Here is a 23,671-nt window from a genome sequence, read left to right as displayed (position 1 = left end):
AACATATATGCTTTTAAAATACTATAGATGCAAAAAACATTATAAATTATCTAAATAAGACGCGGCTAGGCCAATATAAATTTAAATATTTATTAGGAGAAACTAAGACTATTCCAGAAAAAATAAAAAAATTGATGATTCCCTAAATACAGTGTCTATCAGCATGTTCAAAGGATTTAAGAAGTCATTTTACTACTTATTTAATAAACCTTGCTATGTTGATATTTTTAGATATGTAAAGATATGGTACAGCACTTTGCATTGGACAAGATTATTCTTGGCGGTATTAAACTACATTATGTTGAAGATTAAAGGCAATCAGCTAGCAGAGAATTTACAGGGAAATCATCCATCAGGGATGAAACAAGAAAGAAAAGATAGCAATATCGTTAAATATTTAAAAGCTTTATCAGTTTCGTAAGGTATAAAAGCCTCTTTATAATCAAAGTAAGCACTTTATTGTCTATTACTAGTGACATATTTGTGTCTGTATGATGGTAGATTACACCTCTATAAACCTTTATAATAATAACTAGAGGTGGTATCTATGAAATTAGAAGAAAAGTTACAAATATTGAGAAAAAAGAATGGATATTCGCAAGAACAATTAGCCGATAAACTTGGTATAGCTCGTCAAACTATAAGCAAATGGGAAAATGGACAGGCAATTCCAGAACTAAATGGATTGATAGCATTAAGTAAATTATACGGTATAGCGATTGATAGAATTGTTAAAGATGATGATGAATGTAATCTACCCATTTATAAAGGCGCAGAAGTAGATGTAAATGAAATGATTTCATTTTTAATATATGCCAAAAAAAGCACTTATCCAGTAAATGGAAATAAAGTTGCTTCATCAAGAACAAAATCTCATGATTATAGTTATAGTGAAAACGGATATAAGTACCTAGATACATATTTAGGGGGAGAGAAATTTTCTGGTTCTGAGGCTGTTTGGTATCTTGATAAGCCTATTTGGAGCATGAACTATGCTGGACGAATAACAGGAGATTTTTTTGATAATGATTTTTTAAAAGAAGCCTTATTAAGTGTTTCTGCTGACGCACCTTATCGGGGTCCTAAAATTTTTGTAAAGGGCGATTATCATTATCATTGCAAAGTTGAAGGCGAATTTGTTTGGTTTCAAGGATATGAAGAAATCTTTTATTTGAAAGAGAAAATTTATGAATGCTATTTTCATGGAGGCGTTATAAGCTGATGAAAATTATCGAAAAGCAAATCAATACAAAAGATTATTTGACAAAATCAAATCTTCCAGATAGTGATTATGTCATAAATCCATATGTTGGTTGCCCTCATGCCTGTAAATATTGTTACGCTAGTTTTATGAAAAGATTTACAGGCCATTCAGAGGAATGGGGAACTTTTATAGATATAAAGGAATGTGATAAACCTATAAGTAAAAAAAGGCTTCAAGGTAAATCGGTATTCATAGCGTCTGTAACAGATTGTTATAATCAATATGAAGCAAGGTATTGCAAAACTCAAAAAATATTAGAACAGTTAATAAATATCGATTGTCAAATAACCATTTCCACTAAATCAGATTTAATATTACGTGACATTGAGATTCTAAAAAAAATCCCAAATCTTAAAGTGGCGTTTTCTCTGAATACGTTAAATGAAACATTCCGAAAAGATATGGATAATGCTAGTGCGATTGCTAATAGATTATATACCATAAAAAGACTACATGAAGCAGGAATATATACTGTTTTGTTTATATCTCCTATTTTTCCATATATTACTGATTGGAAGAAAATCATAGAAGAAACAAGCTATATTGTAAATGAATATTGGTTTGAAAATCTAAACCTTAGAGGTTCTTATAAACAAACTATACTTACTTATATTGATAAATATTATAGCAATCTGGCAAATGAGTATCGAAAAATATTTTTGCAGAAAGATAATGCTTATTGGGATAATTTAGCAAGCTCTATAAATGTTTATTGCGATGAGTTAAACCTAAAATACATCAACTACTTTTATCATGCTAGATTGGTTAAAGAAAAAATGGATAATAAGCATGATATGTGATAGGAGGTCTTAAACATGGGAATATTCTTATTATTGAATTTATAGACAATGAAGAACGAGTATTTCAACAGATTGTTCAATGGTTATGTCATAAACTGATAAACAGCTGTTCAATCTAAACCTTTATACCAGAGTTTTAGCAATTCATACAGGAGTTAGGATCTATTTAATAAATAACTTATAAGATACTTTTTCGTAAGGATAGTAAAGGATATGCTAACTTAGTAGAGATATGAAAAAGAAGATTGTCCGCTATTTTTTATCATAGTTGCAATCTTCTTTTTAACTACTTAAATTGAATCACATTTGAAAAGATATTTTTTATTTATGAGCATCTATAAACTTACGAATATTACTGGCATTGGCATATGCCTGATAGTCCTGCTCATCGGCAACAATCAAGGTTGGAGCTAACATGACCTTATATTGTTTTGTCAGCTTCTGATTTTCTTCAGCATCAATTTTTTCATAAGGAATGCCTGCTTGCTCTAACCATGTGGTAGCAATCTTGCAATTTGGACATGTCTTTGTGGTAAAGAGCATGACTTTTTTAGGTTGTACCTCTGGTTTTTTCGCTTCCTCATCTTTTTGAGGGGCGAACACATCTCTTCCTTTTAAGACGCTGTGGCCGATATCATATTCCTTACGTTCTTTATATTCTTGGGATTTACCTTCATTCCAGTTCTGGATTGGTCGATAGTATCCTGTGATACGGCTCCATACTTCGGTCTTAGCACCACAGTGAGGACAAGTGTATTGTTCACCGGTGATGTAGCCATGGTTTGGACAGATGGAATACGTAGGGGATAAAGTATAATATGGCAGTTTGTAGTTTGCGGCAATGGTGCGTACCAAAGATGCAGCTGCTTTCCAATCTGGAAGTTTCTCACCTAAGAAGGCATGGAATACCGTTCCTGATGTATATAATGTTTGCAATTCATCCTGTACATCCAAAGCATCAAAGATATCTTCCGTAAAGCCTACTGGCAAGTGTGAACTATTGGTATAGTAAGGGCTATTGCCTTCTTCTGTTGCGGTAATGATATCTGGGTAATGTGCTTTATCATGTTTTGCAAGACGATAAGTCGTAGATTCAGCTGGTGTTGCTTCCAGGTTGTATAGATCACCATATTCTTCCTGATAGATCACCAGACGTTCACGCATATGATTTAAAACTTCTTTTGCGAATTCCTGTGTTTCCTTATGAGTCAGATCTTTTCGCAGCCAGTTGGCATTTAAGCCGACCTCATTCATACCAATCAAACCAATGGTTGAGAAATGGTTCTCAAAAGTACCTAAATAACGTTTTGTATAAGGATACAGACCTTCATCTAATAATTTGGTTATAACCGTACGTTTTGTTTTTAAAGAACGTGCGCTGATATCCATTAAATGATCTAAGCGATTATAGAATTCTTCTTTACTCTTAGCTAAATAGGCGATTCTAGGCAGGTTGATCGTTACAACACCAACAGAACCTGTGCTTTCTCCACTACCGAAGAATCCACCAGATTTTCTTCGTAATTCACGTAAATCCAGACGCAGACGGCAGCACATGCTGCGCACATCGCTTGGTTCCATATCACTATTTACATAATTAGAGAAATAAGGAGTACCATATTTCGCTGTCATTTCAAATAATAAACGATTGTTTTCGGTATCTGACCAATCAAAATCAGAAGTGATGGAATAGGTTGGGATTGGATATTGGAAACCACGTCCGTTGGCATCGCCTTCCAGCATGACTTCAATAAAGGCTTTATTGATCATGTCCATCTCTTTTTTACAATCCTTATATTTAAAGTCTACTTCTTTACCGCCTATGATACAGTTCATTTCAGCCAGATCATTTGGAACGGTCCAGTCTAAGGTGACATTAGAGAAAGGTGCCTGTGTGCCCCAACGGCTAGGGGTATTAACACCATAAATGAAAGATTCCACACACTTCTTTACCTGATCATAATCAAGGTTATCAACTTTTACAAATGGCGCTAAATACGTATCAAAGGAAGAAAAGGCTTGTGCACCTGCCCATTCATTTTGCATGATGCCTAAAAAGTTTACCATCTGGTTACAAAGCGTTGCTAAATGAGAAGCCGGTTTTGAGGTAATCTTGCCAACCACACCGCCAAGACCTTCCTGAATCAATTGTTTTAATGACCAACCGGCACAATAACCGGTTAACATGCTTAAATCATGGATGTGCAGATCACCATTCTTGTGAGCATTAGCAATTTCATCATCGTAGATTTCAGAAAGCCAATAGTTAGCAGTAATGGCACCACTGTTATTTAAGATCAAACCGCCTACGGAATAGGTGACCGTCGAATTTTCTTTAACACGCCAATCGGTTGCTTTTACATAGCTGTCAACTAAGTCTTTATAATCTAAGATCGTCGAACGCATATTACGGATCTTTTCACGCTGTTTACGATACAGGATATAAGATTTTGCGACATCGGCATAATCTGCCTGAATCAATACATCCTCTACACTGTCCTGAATGTCTTCGACATGAATGCGTTCCTCTTTGATTTTTGGCTCAAAATCACTGGTGACGCGCAATGCCAACATATCAATAACACTTGGATGATATTGGCGCTGGACAGATTCAAATGCCTGGGTGATGGCTATGGTAATCTTGGCGATATCGAAATCGGTAACCTTTCCATCTCTTTTAATTACTTTGTACATAATTTTCTTCCTTTCCTTTACAAGCCTCTAAGCTGTGTATTTGCAATATATGGAATAACAGCTTCTTGTAACTGTTTCATGGTTTGGGCATCGTAAGCGTGTAGCCCTTTTTGAATTACTCGTTCACTATCGACGAAGCCTTGCAGATAATACGCTCTGGCATCCTTGAGCCATTTTCCGATTTCCTGCACATCGGCTAAGGTATGAAGCTCTTTTACAATTGTTGTCCGAAATTCATAAGGAATGTGATCTTCCATTAAATATGCGGCACTTTCTATGATCGGTGTCACATCAAAATTGTGAATGCCGGTTGTTTCAGGATAACGCTTTAGACAATTTTTAATGTCCATTGCGACATAGTCAATCAGTTTTTTCTCGACGAGTTCTTTTAAACGCTTTGGATAACTGCCGTTTGTATCTAGCTTTATTTGGTAACCTAATTCTTTGATGGTTCTTAAAAAAGATTCTAAGGTATCATTTAATAAAGGCTCACCACCGGTAATACAGACACCCTCTAAGACACTGCGGCGCTTTTTTAAAAAAGCGATAATATCTTTGGTAGGTATTTGCGAGGTATTCTCATTCAAGAAGACCAAATCGGCATTTTGACAAAACGGGCAGCGCATATTACAGCCACCGGTGAAAATCGTGCTTGCCATCTTCTGCGGATAATCCAACAGAGTCAATTTCTGCAAGCCAAAGAGCTTAATTTCTTTTTCATCTTCCATGGCATCATACTGCTTAGCTTTTTCAGTTAAAGCATCTAGCAAAGCTTCTGTATTCGCGCATTCGCTCGCACTCATGTCGCGAGTCAAGCGTTCCCACCATTCTCGTCGAATGAGATAAATCTTTGAAATGATGTCTTTTGTACGATCGGTTGTATAGAGCAAGCGCACTCTTTTATCTGTCGTACTGGCACAAGATCGAACATAGCCGGCATCCTCTAATTTACCAATACTTTTGGTAATGGTACCTTTATCAAAACATCCTCTCACTGCCAGTTCCTGCATGCTGATTCCTTCATTTTCATAAATCAGAATCAGAAAAGGAAGCTGTCCGGCATTGATATCATAATCACTTAACTGTTTATCATAATATTTTTGCCCACAACGATAAAGAATGGAAATATTCATTAATAAATAATTGTTGCTTTCCATGTCATCACTCCAAATGGTTGACTATTCAACTATTTGTATGATAACACAGCTTTTTTGTAACTTCAACCGTTTGGACCATGTAAATTATGAAAGTGTAGTAAACGTTTTCATTTGTAATACTATTATCGTTGGTTGTCTAATGTTATAATGATACACACTGTTTTTGTGTGTAAACCTGTGCTTTCTATCAGAATGTGCTATGATAATAGACAAAAGACGAAAGAAGGATAAAATCATGATGGGTGTGTTTTTAGCTGGGATGGGATTGTTGGTGTGCCTTGTGAGTTATCTGCAATTGCGATGGATACATCAACAAATACAAGGCTTTTTTTATCGGTGCCTGCAAGTGTTGTTAGTGAGTGGTGATGGTATTTTATTTTATCGCTTCAGCAATCAATTTTATCGTTTGCAGCAAGAATCTTTACGTGCATGGATCCTACTTATATCAACAATTGTGCTGGTATGGTTCATACTATTTGCCCTCATGCAGGGGATTGCCTTTTTGTTAGAAAAAAGAAGGGCTTATAAGTTATCTTTGCGATATATTCTAGGAGGATGTATTCTTTTTACTGCATTGTTTGTGTATATCGGTTATCGGCAGGCAGCACCGCTTGTCTTGCGTAGCTATAGTGTAACTGCGAAAATGAACATAGTGAAAGATCTGCAGTTTTATTTACTTAGTGATTTGCATTTAGGAAGTGGAGTGGACAAGCAACGTATGGATCAAATGTTTGCGATGTTAGAAAAGCAGCCAATGGATGCTTTGTTAGTGGCAGGAGATCTCTTTGACGAAGCAACGCCAATTACTGACTTACAGTATTTTTGTATGAAATGTCGTAATGCTTCCTTTCATGATAAAATTTATTATAGTCCCGGCAATCATGAATTGCTGAGTAAGAATCGTAAAGCATATGAAACCCTCTTGAAACAAAGTGGCATTCATATCCTGAAAGATGAAACAGCCTTCGTAGATCATCGGTTTTATGTGATTGGACGCAAGGACAAAAAGGAAAGACGTATGGAGCTTGCCACCTTTATAAAATCCTGTCAAGCAGACAAGCCAATTATCGTTATCGATCATCGACCATGCTTTGATGATGTCCATGCGATAGATTTACAAGTCAGCGGGCATACGCATCAGGGACAGATCTTTCCTAATACTCTCTTTACAAAGTTGGCATATCCTTATGATTATGGAACTTATCAAAAGCCATATCCGATGATTGTCAGCAGCGGAGCAGGTACTTGGGGCTTGCCAATACGTATAGGAACAACCTCTGAAATTGTTAAAATAACGCTTAAGGGGCAGTAGCTTAGGCAATGTTATTGAAATTTGCCCAAATGCCAAAGATTTTTGCTAGTGTTTTTTTAGCACAATCGCTATAATAGAACCACACAAAACGTAGAAAGGGGTATTCGATGTTAAAAGATAAGTTAATTGCATTGCGTAAAAAAAGTGGTTATAGTCAGCAAGAGCTAGCCGATTTGCTTTCTTTAACAAGACAAACCATATCGAACTGGGAAAATGGGCAAAGTGCACCGACTTTTGATAAAGCTATCGAATTAGCGGCTATCTATCATATTTCTTTAGACGATCTTGCGGATAACCAATTAGAGATACTAGCTCAAGAAAAAACAAAGAAGGATTTGCATGTGTTACAGGCTTTACAGGGAAAGACGGTTATTTTAGATTGTGAGGATTTTGATTACATGCTGAATTCCTATAACGAGAAAGCAAAGGTGCTGGAGGTTACGAAGGAATGGATACGAGTGGCTTATACAAGAGGAAAAAGCAATACTTTTTTCAAAAAAGAAACATTGATAAAACTTATTGATACAAGGGCTATCCATGGCTTTATGATCGTGGAGGAAGCAGCATGACAATATTTTTATTGCTAATCATCCTTGTGTTATTGTGCTATCTTATGAAAACAGTGACACATGGGGAAAAGGAAAAACAGACTGTAAAAGATCAACCATCATTAAATTATCAAGCCATATTGCCGCAATATCTTAAGAAGAATTGCTCGATCATCTTAAAAAAACCACTGGCATCACTAGATGCGATGTATAGCATTGAAGGTGTTTTATGTGATTTAGATGATGAATGGTTGTTAATAGAAACCATGACAAAACGAAAAACAATCGTGCGCATGCTGCGTATTGATACTATACAAAGTATCAAAGAAATCATAGATTAAACAAGAGTTGCACATAAAAAACAAGCGATGGCATGCCTATCTTACAGGAGGAAGTAGTATGATAAGAAAAATGGAAGCTATGGACCATGACGTTGTTATGGATATTTGGCTACATGGCAATCTAACAGCGCATTCCTTTCTATCACCTACCTATTGGAAAAAACAGTATGCGATGGTTTCTCAAGCCATACAAGAAGCAGAGGTATATGTATATGAGGAGAATGGTGCTGTTGTAGGGTTTGCCGGATTACAGGATACGTATGTTGCGGGTATCTTTGTAAATGAAGCAATGCAAAATAGGGGCATTGGAAAGAAGTTAATGGATGAATTAAAAAAACACAAAACAATTTTACAATTGCATGTATATGAAAAGAATGAAAAAGCATTGCGTTTTTATCAAAGGGAACACTTTGCTATTTTAGCAAAAGAAAACGATGCAGAAACGAATGCTCAGGTATATCACTTGATGTGGAAAGCATAAAAAAACCATGCAAGCATATGAAAAATGATGTTTGTCTGCATGGTATAGGAAGCATAAAGCAAACGACTTTATGCTTTTTTTTGAAATGGTAAAACATAAAAAAAGCCTTTTTGCAAAGGCTAGTTCGTATGTTGGTGGGGAAGGCGGGACTTGAACCCGCACGGGATTAACTCCCAACGGATTTTAAGTCCGTTGCGTCTGCCTATTTCGCCACTACCCCAAGTAATGGAGGTTCCGATCGGACTTGAACCGATGATCACAGAGTTGCAGTCTATTGCCTTACCACTTGGCTACGGAACCTTATATTTATTTTTGATTGCCCCACATCATCGGTGCTATAACATTATATAATAAAATACAAAAAATGCAAGCAGAAATTTAAAAAAAATTTAATTTTTTTCATGAGAAAATAAATAGATGTGCAAAAATAAATCCATAGCTCCTTTTATGATGGAGGAGTTATGGATGTTAGCAAGAACTAGTAGAGAAAGGCAACTTCCGTTTTTACCCAATCTTACTTTACCATCTGTATGTGAAAGATAAACTTATGAAAATTGATTATCTAATGGATAGCAGACGGTAGGATCAATATACAGATAATTTACATAATGATAGCGTATTTTTGGATGACCATCGTGAAATATCTTATAGAATGCATAATAATCACTGATATTCAAATCATCCTCTAGATAATCAGACGCATGAAAAATCATCGAGAGTTTTAATTGTTTGACTACCTTTGCGAAATAAGCGGTCATATGTTTTACATCAGAAAAGGTTTGTTCATTATAAGCGACTCCCATATCTTTTTGAATAGTATCCATATGTAAATACACGGTATTGGTGATGGAAAGCTCAAAGAATTGTTGAATCACTTCACGTATGCGATTGATCTCTTCTTGCTTATCGTATTGATTTAATGGCCGCAACTGTTGGGGGTTTTGCGAAAGCGGTAAGGTCAAAGATGTTGGAATAAGGTACATATCCATAGAATCATCTTCCTGCATACTGGCTACCATGATATAAGGAAGATGCTTTCCGGTGATGAGGATGTTCTGCGTATCTTTTGCGTGTACAGGTGTTAAGATAAATAAAAATAACACCATGAGAAAGACTGTATAAATTTTTTTCATAGGATTACCCTCCTTCTAAGGTTAGTATGTATGCTACGATGGTCTTCATGCAAAAGTAGATAAGGGATTTTTCTTATCACGAATCTCAATCTGAAGGCATTCGCTATGAGCTTGCTATTGCAACAATTGTTCTCTAGGAAGATCAAAAAAGCGTTTTCATTATTATGGATTGTTCAATTTATGTAAAATCATTGGAAGTAATATGAAGTAAAATTAAGAATTAAAAGGTTGATTTGTTCATTTTGTATGCTAAAATGAATATAACTTGAACAAAGGGAGGATGTGGAAAGATGAGGAAGGCAATCGTGGCATTGTTTTTAATAACGGCAATTCTGTTGCTGAGCATTCGTCAGGAAAGAGAAACCATCATTATTTATTCTTCCATGGAACAATTTCGTGGGGAAGAATTGCAAAAACAATTGAATGAACAATTTCCTGATCTGCATGCCATGGTGATGTATGTGCCAACCGCCAAAGCCGCAGCAAAAATCTATGTGGAAAAGGATCAAAGTGATGCAGATATCATCGTAGGATTGGAATCCAGCTATATGGAAAAAATCAAAGAGGAATTAGCGGATATCAAAGGTTATAGCAAATTATCTTATCTGCGTGAATTACAACCGGATAAATTTGATAATCGCTATGTAATCTGGGAACGTCAGGCAGGGGCTTTCATTATCAATACCGAAGTCTTAAAAAAACACCATCTTCCTATTCCGACAACATATGAACAGCTGTTAGATCGCAAATATTATAATCTTATCGCCATGCCCGATCCGAAATCCAGTGGTACCGGCTATTTCTTTTATAAGAATTTGGTGAATACCATGGGGGAAGCGAATGCCTTAGCATATATTGATAAACTGGAATATAATGTGAAGCAATTTAGTGAAAGTGGCAGTGGACCTATTAAATTATTAATACAGGGCGAAATTGGAATCGGTTTAGGGCTGACTTTTCAAGCAGTAAATCAGATCAATGAAGGTTCACCATTTCAAATTGTCTATCCGAAAGAAGGTTCTCCATATTCATTGACTGGCACTGGCATGATGAAACATAGCAGCAATGATGCCGATGTACAACGTGTATTTGATTTTATCATAAATGATTTTCTATTATATGATAAGGAACATTTCTCACCGGAGCAGATCTTGCAGCATCAAAAAAATACAATACCCAATTATCCGAAACATATTCCTTATGCGGATATGACCGGAATCGAAGATATACATGAAAAAGAAAGGTTGTTAGAAGTATGGAAGTACTAAAGGATGCAAAACTCATCGTTAAGGATCTATATAAAAACTTTGACGGAAAGGATATTTTAAAACATATCTCCTTTGCTGTAAAAGAAGGGGAATTCTTAAGTGTATTAGGACCAAGTGGCTGTGGAAAGACAACCTTATTGCGTATTCTGATTGGTTTGGAGAAACAAGATGATGGTGAAATCTTATTAGACGCTCAAGATATTTCGCATTTAAAGCCAAGTGAACGTGGAATGGGCATCATTTTTCAAAACTATGCGTTATTCCCGAATATGAGTGTCCTGGAAAATGTGGAATATGCCTTAAAACTGCGTGCTGATTTGAAGCAAAACAGTCGTAAGATTGCTCTGTCCACCTTAGAGGCAATCGGAATGCTGGATCAGATTGATAAACGTCCTTCTCAATTATCCGGTGGGCAGCAACAGCGTGTAGCGATTGCCAGAACGCTTGCCCTAAATCCTAAGATTATATTATTGGATGAGCCTATCAGCGCATTGGATGTCAGCATGCGCGAGGTTATGAAAAAGGAATTAAAGGATATTCAGAAAAAATTTAACTCAACTATGATTTTTATTACCCATGAACAGGAAGAGGCTTTTTATTTATCCGATCGCATCATGGTCATGAGCGAGGGCAATATTGAACAAATCGATACACCGAGAAATATTTATGAACATCCGGCTAATGACTATATCAAAGATTTTGTCATTGCTCATTTAGATAGTAAGCTGGCATCGTTGTGTGTGTGCACAGGGAAGAATGTTTATGAAAAATAGAGGTTTTCGCGCAGGTAAGCTGTTGGTGCTCATCTTCTTATGTTTTTCTGTATTACTGCCACTTTTCACTTTGTTTTTTCATATTGATGGTGAAGATATCAGTAAGGTCATCCACAGTCCGCAATTCGCGCCGATGTTGATTAATTCTTTGATAACGACGACACTGGCTACGATCTTTTCTGTTTCACTAGCCTTTGCTTTGGCCTGGTTCATGAATCGTACCAATCTTCGGTATCGTTCCATATTTACCGTTTTATTTACGTTACCGATGCTTATACCTTCCATCTCTCATGGCATGGGCTTGGTGTTATTATTTGGCGATAATGGACTCATCAGTAATCTTTTGCATATGAAGTTTTATTTATATGGATACAATGGCATCATCTTAGGTTCTATTTTATACTCCTTTCCTGTTGCTTTCCTCATGTTGTGTGATACCTTTCAATATGAGGATTATACGACCTATGAGGCGGCAACTGTCTTAGGACTAAGTAAGAAACAACAGTTTCTTACAATTACTTTGCCCAATGTGAAAGGACCTTTGATCAGTGTGATTTTTTCTGTTTTTACCATGATCTTTACCGATTATGGAGTACCGCTGGTTGTTGGGGGGAAATCCATGACATTGCCGGTTTATATGTATCGAGAAGTAATCGGCTTGCTTGATTTTTCAAAAGGGGCCATCATTGGGATATTGCTGTTAATACCGGCCTTTATCGCTTTTATCATTGATTTTAAAAATGATAATAAAGGAAATAGTTCTACGGTTACAAGAAACTATGTCATAACACCAAATCGCAAACGTGATCGCATTGCCTATATCATCTGCATTGCCACGGTGGTGTTTATCTCTTTGCCGATTATCACCTTCGCCATTTTATCCTTTGTTAAACAATATCCTACCGATATGAGTTTTTCCTTGGATAATGTAGTACAGGCTTTTGATCTGGGAGTTCGTATGTATCTTAAAAATGCGTTAGCAATTGCCTTATTGACCAGTATCCTTGGTGTGTGCTTAACCTATTTTACGGCATTTATTACCGCCCGCAGCCATCATAGCTTTTCCAATATGGCGCTGCATCTGATTTCCATGATATCACTGGCCATTCCTGGTGTGGTTTTAGGTTTGAGCTATGTGCTGTTTTATAAAGGAAGCCTACTTTATGGAGGACTTTCCATTCTGGTACTCGTCAATATTACACACTTTTTCGCCAATCCATACTTGCTTGCTTATAATTCCTTACAGCAGTTTCACAGCAATTTGGAAGATATCTCAGCAACGATGGGGATTTCTAAACTACGAATGTTAAAAGATGTATATATTCCATGTACGCAAGCAACCATCATTGAAATGTTTTCTTATATCTTTGTGAATTGTATGGTTACCATATCGGCGGTGTCTTTTTTGGCAAATTTCCGCAACATGCCATTATCTTTGCTGATCCCACAATTTGATTCACAATCACTCATTGAAGCAACGGCTTTTATCTCCATTGTGATCTTAAGCGTGAATTTGGTAATGAAGCTGATTATTTATTTACTAAAACGTTCCTTACAAAAAGAAAAGTAGTTTGCAAGAACAAAGGGAAATGCTATAATACGATTACATAAAGGAGAAACGGAATTATGACGCTAACATTAAATCAATTTGAATTACTTGTCTACATAGAACGTCATCAAAACACAAAGATCACACAGCGAGCATTGGCAAAACAGCTGGATGTATCACTGGGTGTTGTTAATAAAACACTGGCAGAGCTATTGGAAAGTGAAATGCTGCGCAGTATTCGCAATTCAGTGTATGATGTGACATTGAAAGGCTATGAAACCTTAGAACCTTACCGGGTGAAAAAAGCTATCTTCTTAGCTGCCGGCTTTGGCTCACGTATGGTGCCTATCACTTTAAATACACCAAAACCATTAGTACTTGTTCATGGGAAACGCATCATTGAAACCTTATTGGATGCGGTCGTCGCAGCCGGTATTGAGGATATCACAATCGTACGAGGTTATTTAGGTGAGCAGTTTGATGTCTTGCTGCATAAATATCCGAAAATTAAATTTATTGAAAATCCATTGTATAATGAGACCAATAATATCTCCAGTGCGTATCTGATCAAGGATATGATGGAAGGTGCATATGTGTTGGAAAGTGATTTGCTATTATACAATCCGGAAATTATCCGCAAATATGAATATGCGACCAATTACTGTGGGATTAAAGTAGATGTTACCGATGATTGGTGTTTTCATACGAAAAAAGGATATATAACCAAATTGGGTGTCGGGGGGAAAGATTGTCATCAGATGGTCGGTATTTCTTATTGGAATAAGGAAGATGGCAAAACGATGGCTGAGGATATTGAAACCGTATTTAGAATGCCGGGAGGTAAAGAAAAATATTGGGATGAGGTGGCTTTAGCGGAATGTCTGCATCATCATAAGGTTATGGTAAAACCGGTTCATCAGGAAGATATTGTGGAAATAGATACATTTAAAGAATTGAAACAAATTGATCCAATCTATAATGTATAGTAAAGTTTTTATGTGGCATATTGTTACTAGGTGAAACATATGAAGGAAAAAATCTATGAATTTGATGCCATTATCAAAAAAGTGGAAGATATAGATGGAGCGTATGTCGAGATTCCCTTTGATGTGAAAAAAGAATTTGGCAAAGGACGTGTTTATGTTCATGCATGGTTTGATGATGTACCATATGATGGCAGTTTAGTTAAGATGAAGACCCCTTGTCATATTTTAGGGTTACGCAAAGATATTCGTGCAATTATCAACAAACAGCCTTCAGATTCTGTGCATGTGAAATTGCAAGAGCGCGATCCTAAGGCAAAAAAACAGTAAATGATAAGAACTTGTGCTACACTATAGATGAGGAGTGATGATGATGAAAACAATAACAATAACGATTGAAGGTATGATGTGCCAACATTGTGAAACACGTGTTCAAAATGCTGTTATGGCACTAGATGGAGTGACGAGCTGTGAAGCAAGCGCAAAGAACAATCAGGCAGTCATTACCTTTGATGAAACGAAGGTTAAAGAAGAAAATATTAATGAAACCATTGAAGAAGTTGGCTATGAAGTAAAATAGGTGCGTGAAAAATCACGCACCTTTTTCAATCTGGATGTCTTAAAATAGCTGGAAATTATCGATACTTAATAAAAATCATGAGTACTGTCATATCCATTACGTAACTGTAGGTCCAGATATAATTCAGCTAATACGCCTTCATAATAGGGATTGACAAACCAATTACCGATAATCAATAAATTGCCTAGAATACGCCAACCGATAAAGGATAGATCAAGTACAAACATATCGAATTTATGATGCATTGTCATATGACGGGAGCGCGCAAAGGCTTCTTCACTGCTCATTGACGGATCTTCTGCCAACAGATATGGAATCATCTGATATTCATAGGATTTTATGATGCCAGGGATAACAAATAACAAGGTCCATAAGAAGATTTTGATATTTTTTAACAGCATAATCTTTACGACATTGAGATAATTATCCGAAAAAATTGAAAAGATAACGGCGATACTTTGCGCTTCCTGTATATTTTGAAGAAAAAAGCGATTGACACCGCAACGTAAAGGATTGGCGATAAAGATACCGTACAGAATACCTATAATGCCAATAATAAAAACAATTAAAAATGCAAAGCCCAAAAAGTTGTTTAGCCAAATGGTATCAAAGATCGTCGCATCATGGAAAGTATAAGTCAAAGATCCAACGCCCAATGTGATACCATCCTTATAATCGGATACATGATGTGCCTGATCGGCAATAGAATCACTGATTCTGCCACATAATAACATGGCGATAAAGGAAACGAGAAACATCCTCCAATAGCTGCGCTGCATGACTGCCTTACAGCGGTCTTTTAATTCTTTTCGTGAAAACATAACATCACCCTTTCTCTATATATTAGCTAAAAGCTGGAATTTTTATCTTCGGGTATCATAAACCGCATAAAAACATACCCATTTTCTACCGTGTCTGAGAATTGAAAGCCTAATTTTTTCCAAAAGGCTTGCGCATCCTTGTTATGAAGATCTACCGGACAAGAAACTCTTGCTGCATTATATTCTTTTTGTAAGAAATGAATGCAGACTTTCGCCGCTTTTATACCAAATCCTTGCTTCTGGTAAGCATCATCAATAAAGAAATTAATAATTTGATAGTTTTTTTCACCTACATACATAGAAACAAAGCCAATCATTGTATCATCCTCATAAATGGCGAATGGTTTCATATCATGATAAAAAACATATGCTTCTGCCAATGAATATGTTACCGTGTCAACAAAATTCGTATTTGCGACAGTTGCTTTTAAAGCTAGACATCTTTCATAATTGGCTTCATTAATCGTTTGTAATCGTATCAATATACTCATCTCCATGCAATCTGAATTAGCAGTTACGTATGGTTATTATAGCATATAAGTAATCATGTGGGATAGGAAAAAGCAAACGTCGAGTGTTTCAACGGAAAGAATGGTAAAAGATAAGTAAAAGGATAAGAAAAGAAAGAAGAAAACATGATATAATACCTACATAAAAAAAGCGAGGCGAAACTGATGAGGCTTGTACATGTATTTGTAGAACATCCAATATTACATTTAGACCATACGTTTACTTACCGTTGTTACGATGCCAATGTGAAACGTGGTGTCCGTGTTCAAGTGCCTTTTCATAAGACAAGTATCATTGGATTTGTCAGTAAAGTAGAAGAAGCAGATGAACAAACGCTTGCAAAATATCCTTATGAAATCAAAGAAATTACAAAGATTATAGATGCAGAACCATTGATTAATGAAGAACTGTTTGCTTTGGCTGACTGGATGGGGAAAACATATATAGCTCCGCGTATTGCATGTTTTCAATGTATGCTGCCGGCAAAATTAAAACCAAGTTCAACACATGGCAAGATCAAAATGGAAACATGGGTACGGATTTGCAAAGAGCCGACACAGAAATTAACGGAAAAACAACAGGCTGCTTATGAACAGCTTGAGCGTCATGGCTGTATGCGGCGCAGCACATTTTATCAAATGTTTAAATCTTGTGGTAAAAAATTGATTACATATGGTATTGTCGAAAGCTATGAACAAGAAGCAAAGGCAAGCTTGCTGGAAAGTGAGCAGGATGAAGAAAAGACATTACAGCCGGATCAAAAAAAGGCTATGCAAAAGCTTTTACATGCAACCCAGGTCGTATCCTTACTACATGGTGTGACAGGAAGTGGGAAAACCGAGGTTTTTTTACAACTTGCCAAAAAAGTGTTAGAAACAGGACGACAGGTAGTGTTGTTGGTCCCTGAAATTGCATTGACTCCCCAAATGGTACAACGGGTAAAAGCACGTTTCGGGAAAGCAGTAGCTATTTATCATTCCGCATTAAATGCCCAAGAAAAGTATGAACAGTATCAATTGGTAAAAGAGCATAAAGTACAAATTGTCGTTGGTACACGCAGTGCTATTTTTATGCCATTTGATCATTTGGGATTGATTATTTTAGATGAAGAGCATGATACCAGTTATAAACAGGATGCAACACCACGCTATCATTGCCGTGATATTGCTGTATGGCGTGCAAAGTATCATCATGCGAAAGTCGTGTTGGCGAGTGCAACACCGTCTTTAGAAACATATGCCAGAGCTCATAAAGGTATTTATCAGCTAGTAGAAATGCCAAAACGCATCAATGCCCGTTTCCCTGAAATGCAATTGGTAGAAATGCGCAAAGCTGTAGGGAATTCAGAAAGCTATTTACTATCAAATGACTTATTGGATGCCATTTATGAGCGTCTGCAAAAGAAAGAACAGATTGTCTTATTATTAAATCGCCGTGGTTATACGCCAATCTTACGCTGCATTTCCTGTGGATTTGTTCAAATGTGTCCCCATTGTGATGTGGCAATGTCGTATCATAAAGAAGAACAGGTACTAAAATGTCATACATGCGGACACACGATGTCAGTACCCGCCTATTGTCCTACATGTGGTAAAGCCAGTTGGCGGTATTTAGGTATAGGTACACAAAAGTTGGAAGAATTTGTCCAGATCAAATTCCCACAGGCTCGTATTTTGCGCATGGATGCAGATACTACCGGAAAAAAACATGCCCATGAAGACATTTTGAAATCCTTTGGGAATCATGAGGCAGATATTCTTTTAGGAACGCAGATGATTGCAAAAGGATTAGATTTTGACAATGTTACATTGGTTGGCATTGTGAATGGCGATGCTATGCTGAATCGAAGTGATTATCGCAGCGGAGAATTGACATACGATTTATTAGAACAGGCAAGTGGCAGAAGTGGACGTGGTGATAAAGCAGGAAAAGTCATCCTGCAAGTATATGATACGCAACACTATGCTATACAAAGTGCCCTTCATCATGATTATCTGATGTTTTTTAAGCATGAGATGCGTTATCGTCACTTAGCCGGATATCCGCCGTATCGTTATTTGGTGTCTTTGGTTTTTTCTCATAAAACAAAAGAAATGGTGGAAAAGGATGTGAAAGCAGCCATGCAGATTTTAGAAAAGAAAGAAAACGGCAAGATTTTAGGTCCGGCTTCTTTAAACAAGCTACGTGACGAATATCGCATGCGGATCCTCTTAAAAGGAAAGGATCAAGCATTATTGAATCATTATGCATGGGATGTCTATCAGAACCATATAACCAAAAAAGCTAGAACACGATTGGATATCGATGTATCACCGGTGGTACTGGAGTAAAATATGAAAAAAGAACTTTTAAAAACAGTGTTGCCCTATGGTATAGCAATTGTATTATTGCTTATTGGCAGCTTTTATGATTATCAGATTACCGATGCTTTGCATGGACGATTGCCCTATAGTGGTGTTTTCTTTGAACGATTGATTTTAATTCCTTTGCAATCTATGGTCATCGTAACCTTTGCGATGTTGTATCTCGTAAAACGAAAATATAGATATCTTTTTTGTGCTATGATTGCTTCTATTTATGTCGTACAGGATGCCTTACATTACTGGATGCGCATAGACGCTCTATGGTTATATGGCATTCTTCTTATATTGGCAGTTCTCTATCTTTTTACAATCTTGCTTCTATTATCACAAATGGATCAACATTTGTTGCAACAGCGGCTGCCTTTCTTTATCTTTTTTACTTGTGTGATGTTAAGTGCCGCAGCGTGTACAACCATCATAAAGCATTTTTGGGGCAGAATTCGCTATCGTGATTTAACAAATGCACAGGATTTTATAAAATGGTATCTCCCACAAGGTGTTACTGGAAATCGCTCTTTTCCTAGTGGTCATACGAGCGGATTTACTAGCATCCTGTGTTTCTTAGAGTGGCGGAAAAACCGTTATGAAAAACCATCAATCGTGCGTACGATCATCATTTGGATGTTAATTATATACATGCCTATCTCACGTATGGCCATGGGTGCTCATTTTTTAAGTGATACTGCTGTCGGCTTTCTTATGACCTATAGCTGGTATTTGTTTTATCGAAGATATTATCGAAGGAGAGAAGTATTATGAATGCTAGAATGTTTGCTTACACAGCGCTTTGTCAGATCTGTATCCATAAAACCTATAGTAACCTTTATTTACGTAAAGAATTAGATAAGGCTGAACATAAGGATAAAGGACTCATCACGACTATTGTATATGGAACCTTACAAAACTATCGCTTATGTCGCTATCAATGGGAAGATATGGTACAGAAATTACCAAAAGAAGAAACAGCAGTCTTATTGGATATGAGCGCATATCAGTTGTTTTATATGGATAAACTGCCGGCATATGCCATCATCAATGAAGCTGTAGAGATAGCCAAAAAACATGGTGGTAAAAAACAGGGAGCATTAGTAAATGCCGTTTTACATAAGGTCATGCAGCGAGGGCAAAGAGAATTGCCAAAGGATGTGCTACAAAAGTTGGCAATAAAAACTTCACATCCAGATTGGCTCATCAAAATGTGGAAGGCGCAATACGGCGAGGAAACTTGCCGCGCCATCTGTGAAAGTAATATGGAAACGCGTAAACAGTGCGCCAGAGTGAATCTCATGCGTATGAGTCGTGAAGAATTACTAGCACAGGACAATCAATTTACAGTTGGACAATTAGCTTCTTCTGTATATTATCAAGGGACCTCTTTAGCCCATACTTCCTGGTATGAAGATGGTATGTTGTCCATACAGGATGAAGCCAGTCAACTGGTTGCTTATTGCGTAGATCCTCAGCCTAAGGAGCGCATCTTGGATGTATGTGCAGCACCGGGGACAAAGTCTACACATATGGCGGAATTGATGCAGGATGAAGGAGAAATCATCTGTGGTGATATTCATGAACATCGTGTGGAATTGATTCAACAAGGTGCAGATCGTTTACAGCTGCATAGCATTCATCCTGTTGTCATGGATGCGACGAAATTACAAGGATTACAGGAAGCTAGTTTTGATCGTGTGTTATGTGATGTACCTTGCAGCGGCTATGGGGTTTTAGCAAGAAAAAGCGATATCAAGTATCATATGCAGAGTGAGGATATGGATACATTGATTCCTTTACAAGCAGCTATTTTAGAAAAAGCAAGCACAATGGTGAAACAAGGCGGTATCCTTGTTTATTCTACCTGTACTTTAAATAAAAAAGAGAATGAGAAACAGGTGGAAACGTTCTTAAAGAAACATGAGGAGTTTACCTTAGTATCACAGAGAACGATATTTCCTTTTGAGTTTGGCAGTGATGGCTTTTATATTGCGAAGATGGAGAAGAAAGCTTAATTAAGATAGAGGGATTGATTATGAGAATCAAAGATAAGTGGGTAGAATAGAAAAGATTATTTTATGATTTTGTAGATGAGTATAATACGTAATTGGCATAGATTACGCAATTAATAGGATTTAAAAACCATAAAATGTGAGAGATGAGCATGCCGATCTTTCACCTTTTTGTGTTACATAGATAGTTAAGTGCTTGATATTTTACATTATATTTGGAATCTTTTTCATTGCGTAATAAAATGTTTCAGAGTATAATTCTGAATAACGAGGTGAACATGATGCTAGAAATAAAAGTGTTAGAAAAGGTTCTGGAAACGGCTCTGAAAACCGGAGGCGATTTTGCGGAAATCTTTGAAGAAAAAAATTATCGTAATTCTATTTCCATGCTGAATGGAAAGGTTGAAGATGTTAACAGTGGAATACGCAGAGGGATTGGTTTGCGTATCTATCATGGGTTAGAATCGGTATATGCGTATACCAATGATCTAAGTGAAGAAAATTTGATAAAAACAGCGAAGCAGTTATCTGCCGCTATTGATGATCAACAAGTCATTGAACATGTCAAACTTCAGGAAGTAACCTATGAGAATGCGCATCCGGTTACGTTATATCCAAAGACATTTCCAATGGAAAAGAAAGTCGCATTGCTGAAGCGTGCTAATGATGCTGCCATGGCATACGATACACATATTCAAAAAGCCATGTCATTTTTAATGGATGAAGAACAGCATGTTGCAATTGCCAATAGCGAAGGTCGCTACATTCAAGATACGCGTGTGCATACCCGTTTAGGAGTTACCGTAATTGCAGAAGACGGCGATTTGCATGAAACCGGAAGCTGTGCGCCAGGTTCTAGCAAGGGCATGGAATTTTATGAAGAAGCACTTCCGGAAGAAACAGGGAAAGAAGCAGCTAGAGCAGCAATGCAGATGCTTTATGCAGATGATTGTCCTAGTGGCACAATGCCTGTCGTGATTGAAAACGGCTTTGGCGGCGTTATTTTCCATGAAGCGTGCGGGCATGCTTTAGAGGCTGCAGCAGTTGCGAAAGGTCAGTCTGTATTCTGTGGTAAATTAGGACAGAAAATAGCAAGTGAGTGTGTTACGGCAGTCGATGATGGAACGATACCAAATGCATGGGGTTCTGAAAACATTGATGATGAAGGAAACTTCCAACAGCGCCGTGTATTAATTGAAAATGGTATTTTAAAGAGTTATATGATCGATAGACTCAATGGTCGCAGAATGGGTATGGAAAGTACCGGCAGTTCTCGTCGAGAATCTTATAAATATGAAACAACTTCCCGTATGTCAAATACTTTTATTACAGAGGGAAATAATACGTTGGAAGATATGATTGCAGGTATTTCTTATGGCTTATATGCAAAATCCTTAGGTGGAGGAAGTGTAGATCCAAGTACCGGAGATTTTAACTTCTCAGTACGTGAAGGCTATTTGATCAAAGACGGTAAAATCAGTAAACCGGTGAAAGGTGCTACTTTGATTGGTAATGGTGCTGATGTCTTGATGAAAATAGATATGGTAGGAAAAAATGTATTACGTGCACCTGGTATGTGTGGGGCAAGCAGCGGTTCTATTCCTACTGATGTAGGACAACCACCATTACGAGTAAGTGCGATGATTGTCGGTGGTAAGGAAGGAGGAAGTGCAAATGAATAAGCAGTTATGGATGGATGCGGCAAAAAAAGCCGGATTAGAACAATTTGAAATCTATGAACAGCGACACACTTCAACTTCTATTAATGTTTATGAACAAAAGGTAGATTCCTTTAGTATCAGTGATTGTGATGGGATTGCCATGCGTGGGATTTATCAGGGGAAAATGGGAAACTGTTTCTTAGAAGAAGTAGATGATGCGCAGATAGACGATGTATTAGATCAGATTAAACAAAATGCTTCTATTATTACTGCGGAAGATAAATTAATGATCTTAGCACCAGCAGAAAGTTATCCAACAATACAAAAGCATAAAAACACATTATTAGAAACAGAAAACAGTTTAAAGATCCAGAAACTTAAAGAACTGGAAGAAACAATAAAACAAATGGATTCACGAATTGCACAAGTCATGACAACCACCTATGAAGAAAGTGTTGTAGTACGCAGTATTGTAAATACAAAAGGTATGAATCTTTGTGACAGTGACAGTTGTTCCATAGTTTATGTGGAAGTATTGGCAAAGGACGGCGAAGATACAAAGAGTGCTTTTGATTGGCTGTATATAAAAGATCTGGAAGCCTTGGATATACCTGCTTTTGCGCATAAATTATGTGATAAGGTCATCAATAAGCTTCATGCGGATACGATAGAAAGCGGCAATTATCCATTATTGATGGAAAAAAGTGCTATGACCTCATTGTTTAGTGCTTTAGCAGGTTTGTTTGATGGCGAAAATGCCTTTAAAGGCATTTCTATTTTGAAAGATAAGCTTAATGAAGCTATCTTTGATGCAAAGATTAGTGTAATTGATGATCCTTTGATGGAGGATGGCATAAATTCAGCATCCTTTGATGATGAAGGTACAGCATGCTATACGAAAACAGTCGTTGATAAGGGAATATTAAAAACGTATCTGCATAATAGCAAATCAGCAGAATTGATGCAGACAACTTCTACTGGCAACGGCTTTAAAGGTGGCTATGGTGGACCAGTTGGTATTTCACCAACAAACTTTTATATCGAAAATGGTACAGCAAGCTATGAAGAAATGATTAAAACGATGAAAAAAGGTGTTATTGTCACCAATCTGAATGGTCTGCATGCTGGATTAAATCCAGTATCAACAGAGTTTTCGTTACAATCCGAAGGTTTTTATGTAGAAGATGGTGTCATTGTGAAACCAATTAACCTATTCACGATATCCGGCAATTTCTTAGATATGATGAAGCATATTAAAATGGTTGGCAACGACTGCAAGATGGGAATGAGCGGTGTCGGTACACCAAGTATTTTATTTGAAACCATTGCTGTAAGTGGTAAATAATCATAGAGAAGAGTTTTCCAAAACAGGTAAACTCTTTTTTGTATGAGAAAACCCCCAGATAGTCTGGGGGTTCCGTAGAGCTTTAGCG

At 37.0% G+C, this 23,671-nt stretch carries 23 protein-coding genes and 2 tRNA genes; 18 read left to right on the top strand and 7 right to left on the bottom strand.

The window, feature by feature from the left end; all coding sequences use genetic code 11:
• Positions 1-298 precede the first annotated feature (298 nt).
• The 3 genes from AC1VS3_RS07800 to AC1VS3_RS07790 all read left to right on the top strand — a co-directional run bounded on the left by AC1VS3_RS07800 (position 299) and on the right by AC1VS3_RS07790 (position 2,064).
• Positions 299-421 (top strand): hypothetical protein, encoded by a 123-nt coding sequence (locus tag AC1VS3_RS07800; RefSeq protein ID WP_268866316.1) that lies wholly within the window; start codon positions 299-301, stop codon positions 419-421.
• A gap of 126 nt (positions 422-547) precedes the next feature.
• Positions 548-1,222 carry a DUF5680 domain-containing protein gene (locus AC1VS3_RS07795; RefSeq protein WP_481275577.1) on the top strand — a complete coding sequence of 225 codons (675 nt, stop codon included), beginning with the start codon at positions 548-550 and terminating at the stop codon, positions 1,220-1,222.
• Positions 1,222-2,064: a radical SAM protein gene (locus AC1VS3_RS07790; protein WP_132224223.1), complete on the top strand. Its 843-nt coding sequence runs from the start codon at positions 1,222-1,224 to the stop codon at positions 2,062-2,064. Before AC1VS3_RS07795 ends, AC1VS3_RS07790 begins: the two co-directional genes overlap by 1 nt.
• 321 nt (positions 2,065-2,385) lie before the next feature.
• Here the strand turns inward: AC1VS3_RS07790 and AC1VS3_RS07785 are convergent, their stop codons facing one another.
• Together AC1VS3_RS07785 and AC1VS3_RS07780 are read right to left on the bottom strand one after the other, a co-directional pair.
• Positions 2,386-4,758: a ribonucleoside triphosphate reductase gene (locus tag AC1VS3_RS07785; RefSeq protein ID WP_481275576.1), complete on the bottom strand. Its 2,373-nt coding sequence runs from the start codon at positions 4,756-4,758 to the stop codon at positions 2,386-2,388.
• Between the two features lie 17 nt (positions 4,759-4,775).
• Positions 4,776-5,915: an anaerobic ribonucleoside-triphosphate reductase activating protein gene (locus AC1VS3_RS07780; RefSeq protein WP_008689224.1), complete on the bottom strand. Its 1,140-nt coding sequence runs from the start codon at positions 5,913-5,915 to the stop codon at positions 4,776-4,778.
• A gap of 199 nt (positions 5,916-6,114) precedes the next feature.
• On the opposite strand from AC1VS3_RS07780, the gene AC1VS3_RS07775 reads away from it, so the two are divergent.
• The 4 genes from AC1VS3_RS07775 (at position 6,115) to AC1VS3_RS07760 (ending at position 8,597) form a co-directional block, all read left to right on the top strand.
• Complete coding sequence (locus AC1VS3_RS07775; RefSeq protein WP_226906208.1) at positions 6,115-7,227, top strand: metallophosphoesterase; 1,113 nt, start codon at positions 6,115-6,117, stop codon at positions 7,225-7,227.
• A 107-nt stretch (positions 7,228-7,334) separates the two neighbouring features.
• Complete coding sequence (locus AC1VS3_RS07770) at positions 7,335-7,796, top strand: helix-turn-helix transcriptional regulator (RefSeq protein WP_008689221.1); 462 nt, start codon at positions 7,335-7,337, stop codon at positions 7,794-7,796.
• Positions 7,793-8,116, top strand: coding sequence for a hypothetical protein (locus tag AC1VS3_RS07765; RefSeq protein ID WP_008689218.1), 324 nt, complete (start codon positions 7,793-7,795; stop codon positions 8,114-8,116). The genes AC1VS3_RS07770 and AC1VS3_RS07765 overlap by 4 nt, the downstream gene beginning before the upstream one ends.
• Before the next feature lie 58 nt (positions 8,117-8,174).
• The gene (locus AC1VS3_RS07760) at positions 8,175-8,597 is read left to right on the top strand and encodes a GNAT family N-acetyltransferase (protein WP_008689217.1); all 423 of its coding nucleotides are present in this window, start codon (positions 8,175-8,177) and stop codon (positions 8,595-8,597) included.
• A 132-nt stretch (positions 8,598-8,729) separates the two neighbouring features.
• Here the strand turns inward: AC1VS3_RS07760 and AC1VS3_RS07755 are convergent.
• The 3 genes from AC1VS3_RS07755 to AC1VS3_RS07745 all read right to left on the bottom strand — a co-directional run bounded on the left by AC1VS3_RS07755 (position 8,730) and on the right by AC1VS3_RS07745 (position 9,730).
• Positions 8,730-8,817: transfer RNA gene (locus AC1VS3_RS07755), tRNA-Leu, on the bottom strand.
• A gap of 6 nt (positions 8,818-8,823) precedes the next feature.
• Positions 8,824-8,897, bottom strand: a tRNA-Cys gene (locus AC1VS3_RS07750).
• 245 nt (positions 8,898-9,142) lie between these two features.
• Positions 9,143-9,730: a hypothetical protein gene (locus tag AC1VS3_RS07745; protein ID WP_008689215.1), complete on the bottom strand. Its 588-nt coding sequence runs from the start codon at positions 9,728-9,730 to the stop codon at positions 9,143-9,145.
• Between the two features lie 290 nt (positions 9,731-10,020).
• Between AC1VS3_RS07745 and AC1VS3_RS07740 the strand changes: the two genes are divergently transcribed.
• From AC1VS3_RS07740 to AC1VS3_RS07715, 6 genes are read left to right on the top strand one after another with little or no spacing between them, the layout of a single operon-like run.
• Positions 10,021-10,998 (top strand): extracellular solute-binding protein, encoded by a 978-nt coding sequence (locus tag AC1VS3_RS07740; RefSeq protein WP_008689213.1) that lies wholly within the window; start codon positions 10,021-10,023, stop codon positions 10,996-10,998.
• Positions 10,986-11,771, top strand: coding sequence for an ABC transporter ATP-binding protein (locus AC1VS3_RS07735; RefSeq protein WP_008689211.1), 786 nt, complete (start codon positions 10,986-10,988; stop codon positions 11,769-11,771). Before AC1VS3_RS07740 ends, AC1VS3_RS07735 begins: the two co-directional genes overlap by 13 nt.
• A complete protein-coding gene (locus AC1VS3_RS07730) occupies positions 11,761-13,341 on the top strand; it encodes an ABC transporter permease subunit (RefSeq protein WP_017144611.1) in 1,581 nt (526 codons plus the stop codon). The genes AC1VS3_RS07735 and AC1VS3_RS07730 overlap by 11 nt, the downstream gene beginning before the upstream one ends.
• A 56-nt stretch (positions 13,342-13,397) precedes the next feature.
• Positions 13,398-14,306, top strand: a complete 909-nt coding sequence (locus AC1VS3_RS07725) for a sugar phosphate nucleotidyltransferase (RefSeq protein ID WP_008979620.1) — start codon at positions 13,398-13,400, stop codon at positions 14,304-14,306.
• Between the two features lie 39 nt (positions 14,307-14,345).
• Positions 14,346-14,633, top strand: coding sequence for a DUF1905 domain-containing protein (locus tag AC1VS3_RS07720; RefSeq protein WP_117547221.1), 288 nt, complete (start codon positions 14,346-14,348; stop codon positions 14,631-14,633).
• A gap of 43 nt (positions 14,634-14,676) precedes the next feature.
• A complete protein-coding gene (locus tag AC1VS3_RS07715) occupies positions 14,677-14,883 on the top strand; it encodes a heavy-metal-associated domain-containing protein (protein WP_020991200.1) in 207 nt (68 codons plus the stop codon).
• 65 nt (positions 14,884-14,948) lie between these two features.
• On the opposite strand, the gene AC1VS3_RS07710 is transcribed toward AC1VS3_RS07715, so the two are convergent.
• Together AC1VS3_RS07710 and AC1VS3_RS07705 are read right to left on the bottom strand one after the other, a co-directional pair.
• The gene (locus tag AC1VS3_RS07710; RefSeq protein ID WP_481275575.1) at positions 14,949-15,704 is read right to left on the bottom strand and encodes a DUF975 family protein; all 756 of its coding nucleotides are present in this window, start codon (positions 15,702-15,704) and stop codon (positions 14,949-14,951) included.
• 26 nt (positions 15,705-15,730) lie between these two features.
• A complete protein-coding gene (locus AC1VS3_RS07705) occupies positions 15,731-16,201 on the bottom strand; it encodes a GNAT family N-acetyltransferase (RefSeq protein WP_262265302.1) in 471 nt (156 codons plus the stop codon).
• Positions 16,202-16,378: 177 nt separating this feature from the next.
• On the opposite strand from AC1VS3_RS07705, the gene priA reads away from it, so the two are divergent.
• The 5 genes from priA (at position 16,379) to AC1VS3_RS07680 (ending at position 23,583) form a co-directional block, all read left to right on the top strand.
• A complete protein-coding gene (gene priA / locus AC1VS3_RS07700; protein ID WP_481275574.1) occupies positions 16,379-18,544 on the top strand; it encodes a replication restart helicase PriA in 2,166 nt (721 codons plus the stop codon).
• Between the two features lie 3 nt (positions 18,545-18,547).
• Complete coding sequence (locus tag AC1VS3_RS07695; RefSeq protein ID WP_481275573.1) at positions 18,548-19,336, top strand: phosphatase PAP2 family protein; 789 nt, start codon at positions 18,548-18,550, stop codon at positions 19,334-19,336.
• Positions 19,333-20,580 carry a 16S rRNA (cytosine(967)-C(5))-methyltransferase RsmB gene (gene rsmB, locus AC1VS3_RS07690; protein ID WP_481275572.1) on the top strand — a complete coding sequence of 416 codons (1,248 nt, stop codon included), beginning with the start codon at positions 19,333-19,335 and terminating at the stop codon, positions 20,578-20,580. The genes AC1VS3_RS07695 and rsmB overlap by 4 nt, the downstream gene beginning before the upstream one ends.
• Before the next feature lie 278 nt (positions 20,581-20,858).
• Complete coding sequence (locus AC1VS3_RS07685) at positions 20,859-22,259, top strand: TldD/PmbA family protein (protein ID WP_017144612.1); 1,401 nt, start codon at positions 20,859-20,861, stop codon at positions 22,257-22,259.
• Entirely contained in the window at positions 22,252-23,583 is a 1,332-nt protein-coding gene (locus tag AC1VS3_RS07680; RefSeq protein WP_481275571.1) for a TldD/PmbA family protein, read from the top strand. The genes AC1VS3_RS07685 and AC1VS3_RS07680 overlap by 8 nt, the downstream gene beginning before the upstream one ends.
• Positions 23,584-23,671: the final 88 nt, after the last annotated feature.

The organism is Longicatena sp. (assembly GCF_982403165.1).
This window is presented reverse-complemented; position numbering and strand designations above follow the sequence as displayed.

What these genes read in the sequence shown, in the direction of transcription:
- AC1VS3_RS07705 (WP_262265302.1), bottom strand. Translation starts at nt 16,201, where the DNA reads ATGGAGATGAGTATATTGATACGATTACAAACGATTAATGAAGCCAAT.
- AC1VS3_RS07775 (WP_226906208.1), top strand. Translation starts at nt 6,115, where the DNA reads ATGATAATAGACAAAAGACGAAAGAAGGATAAAATCATGATGGGTGTG.
- AC1VS3_RS07685 (WP_017144612.1), top strand. Translation starts at nt 20,859, where the DNA reads ATGCTAGAAATAAAAGTGTTAGAAAAGGTTCTGGAAACGGCTCTGAAA.
- AC1VS3_RS07715 (WP_020991200.1), top strand. Translation starts at nt 14,677, where the DNA reads ATGAAAACAATAACAATAACGATTGAAGGTATGATGTGCCAACATTGT.
- AC1VS3_RS07780 (WP_008689224.1), bottom strand. Translation starts at nt 5,915, where the DNA reads ATGGAAAGCAACAATTATTTATTAATGAATATTTCCATTCTTTATCGT.
- AC1VS3_RS07785 (WP_481275576.1), bottom strand. Translation starts at nt 4,758, where the DNA reads ATGTACAAAGTAATTAAAAGAGATGGAAAGGTTACCGATTTCGATATC.
- AC1VS3_RS07790 (WP_132224223.1), top strand. Translation starts at nt 1,222, where the DNA reads ATGAAAATTATCGAAAAGCAAATCAATACAAAAGATTATTTGACAAAA.
- AC1VS3_RS07720 (WP_117547221.1), top strand. Translation starts at nt 14,346, where the DNA reads ATGAAGGAAAAAATCTATGAATTTGATGCCATTATCAAAAAAGTGGAA.
- AC1VS3_RS07725 (WP_008979620.1), top strand. Translation starts at nt 13,398, where the DNA reads ATGACGCTAACATTAAATCAATTTGAATTACTTGTCTACATAGAACGT.
- AC1VS3_RS07765 (WP_008689218.1), top strand. Translation starts at nt 7,793, where the DNA reads ATGACAATATTTTTATTGCTAATCATCCTTGTGTTATTGTGCTATCTT.
- AC1VS3_RS07745 (WP_008689215.1), bottom strand. Translation starts at nt 9,730, where the DNA reads ATGAAAAAAATTTATACAGTCTTTCTCATGGTGTTATTTTTATTTATC.
- rsmB (WP_481275572.1), top strand. Translation starts at nt 19,333, where the DNA reads ATGAATGCTAGAATGTTTGCTTACACAGCGCTTTGTCAGATCTGTATC.
- AC1VS3_RS07800 (WP_268866316.1), top strand. Translation starts at nt 299, where the DNA reads ATGTTGAAGATTAAAGGCAATCAGCTAGCAGAGAATTTACAGGGAAAT.
- AC1VS3_RS07740 (WP_008689213.1), top strand. Translation starts at nt 10,021, where the DNA reads ATGAGGAAGGCAATCGTGGCATTGTTTTTAATAACGGCAATTCTGTTG.
- AC1VS3_RS07680 (WP_481275571.1), top strand. Translation starts at nt 22,252, where the DNA reads ATGAATAAGCAGTTATGGATGGATGCGGCAAAAAAAGCCGGATTAGAA.
- AC1VS3_RS07735 (WP_008689211.1), top strand. Translation starts at nt 10,986, where the DNA reads ATGGAAGTACTAAAGGATGCAAAACTCATCGTTAAGGATCTATATAAA.
- priA (WP_481275574.1), top strand. Translation starts at nt 16,379, where the DNA reads ATGAGGCTTGTACATGTATTTGTAGAACATCCAATATTACATTTAGAC.
- AC1VS3_RS07730 (WP_017144611.1), top strand. Translation starts at nt 11,761, where the DNA reads ATGAAAAATAGAGGTTTTCGCGCAGGTAAGCTGTTGGTGCTCATCTTC.
- AC1VS3_RS07770 (WP_008689221.1), top strand. Translation starts at nt 7,335, where the DNA reads ATGTTAAAAGATAAGTTAATTGCATTGCGTAAAAAAAGTGGTTATAGT.
- AC1VS3_RS07795 (WP_481275577.1), top strand. Translation starts at nt 548, where the DNA reads ATGAAATTAGAAGAAAAGTTACAAATATTGAGAAAAAAGAATGGATAT.
- AC1VS3_RS07695 (WP_481275573.1), top strand. Translation starts at nt 18,548, where the DNA reads ATGAAAAAAGAACTTTTAAAAACAGTGTTGCCCTATGGTATAGCAATT.
- AC1VS3_RS07710 (WP_481275575.1), bottom strand. Translation starts at nt 15,704, where the DNA reads ATGTTTTCACGAAAAGAATTAAAAGACCGCTGTAAGGCAGTCATGCAG.
- AC1VS3_RS07760 (WP_008689217.1), top strand. Translation starts at nt 8,175, where the DNA reads ATGATAAGAAAAATGGAAGCTATGGACCATGACGTTGTTATGGATATT.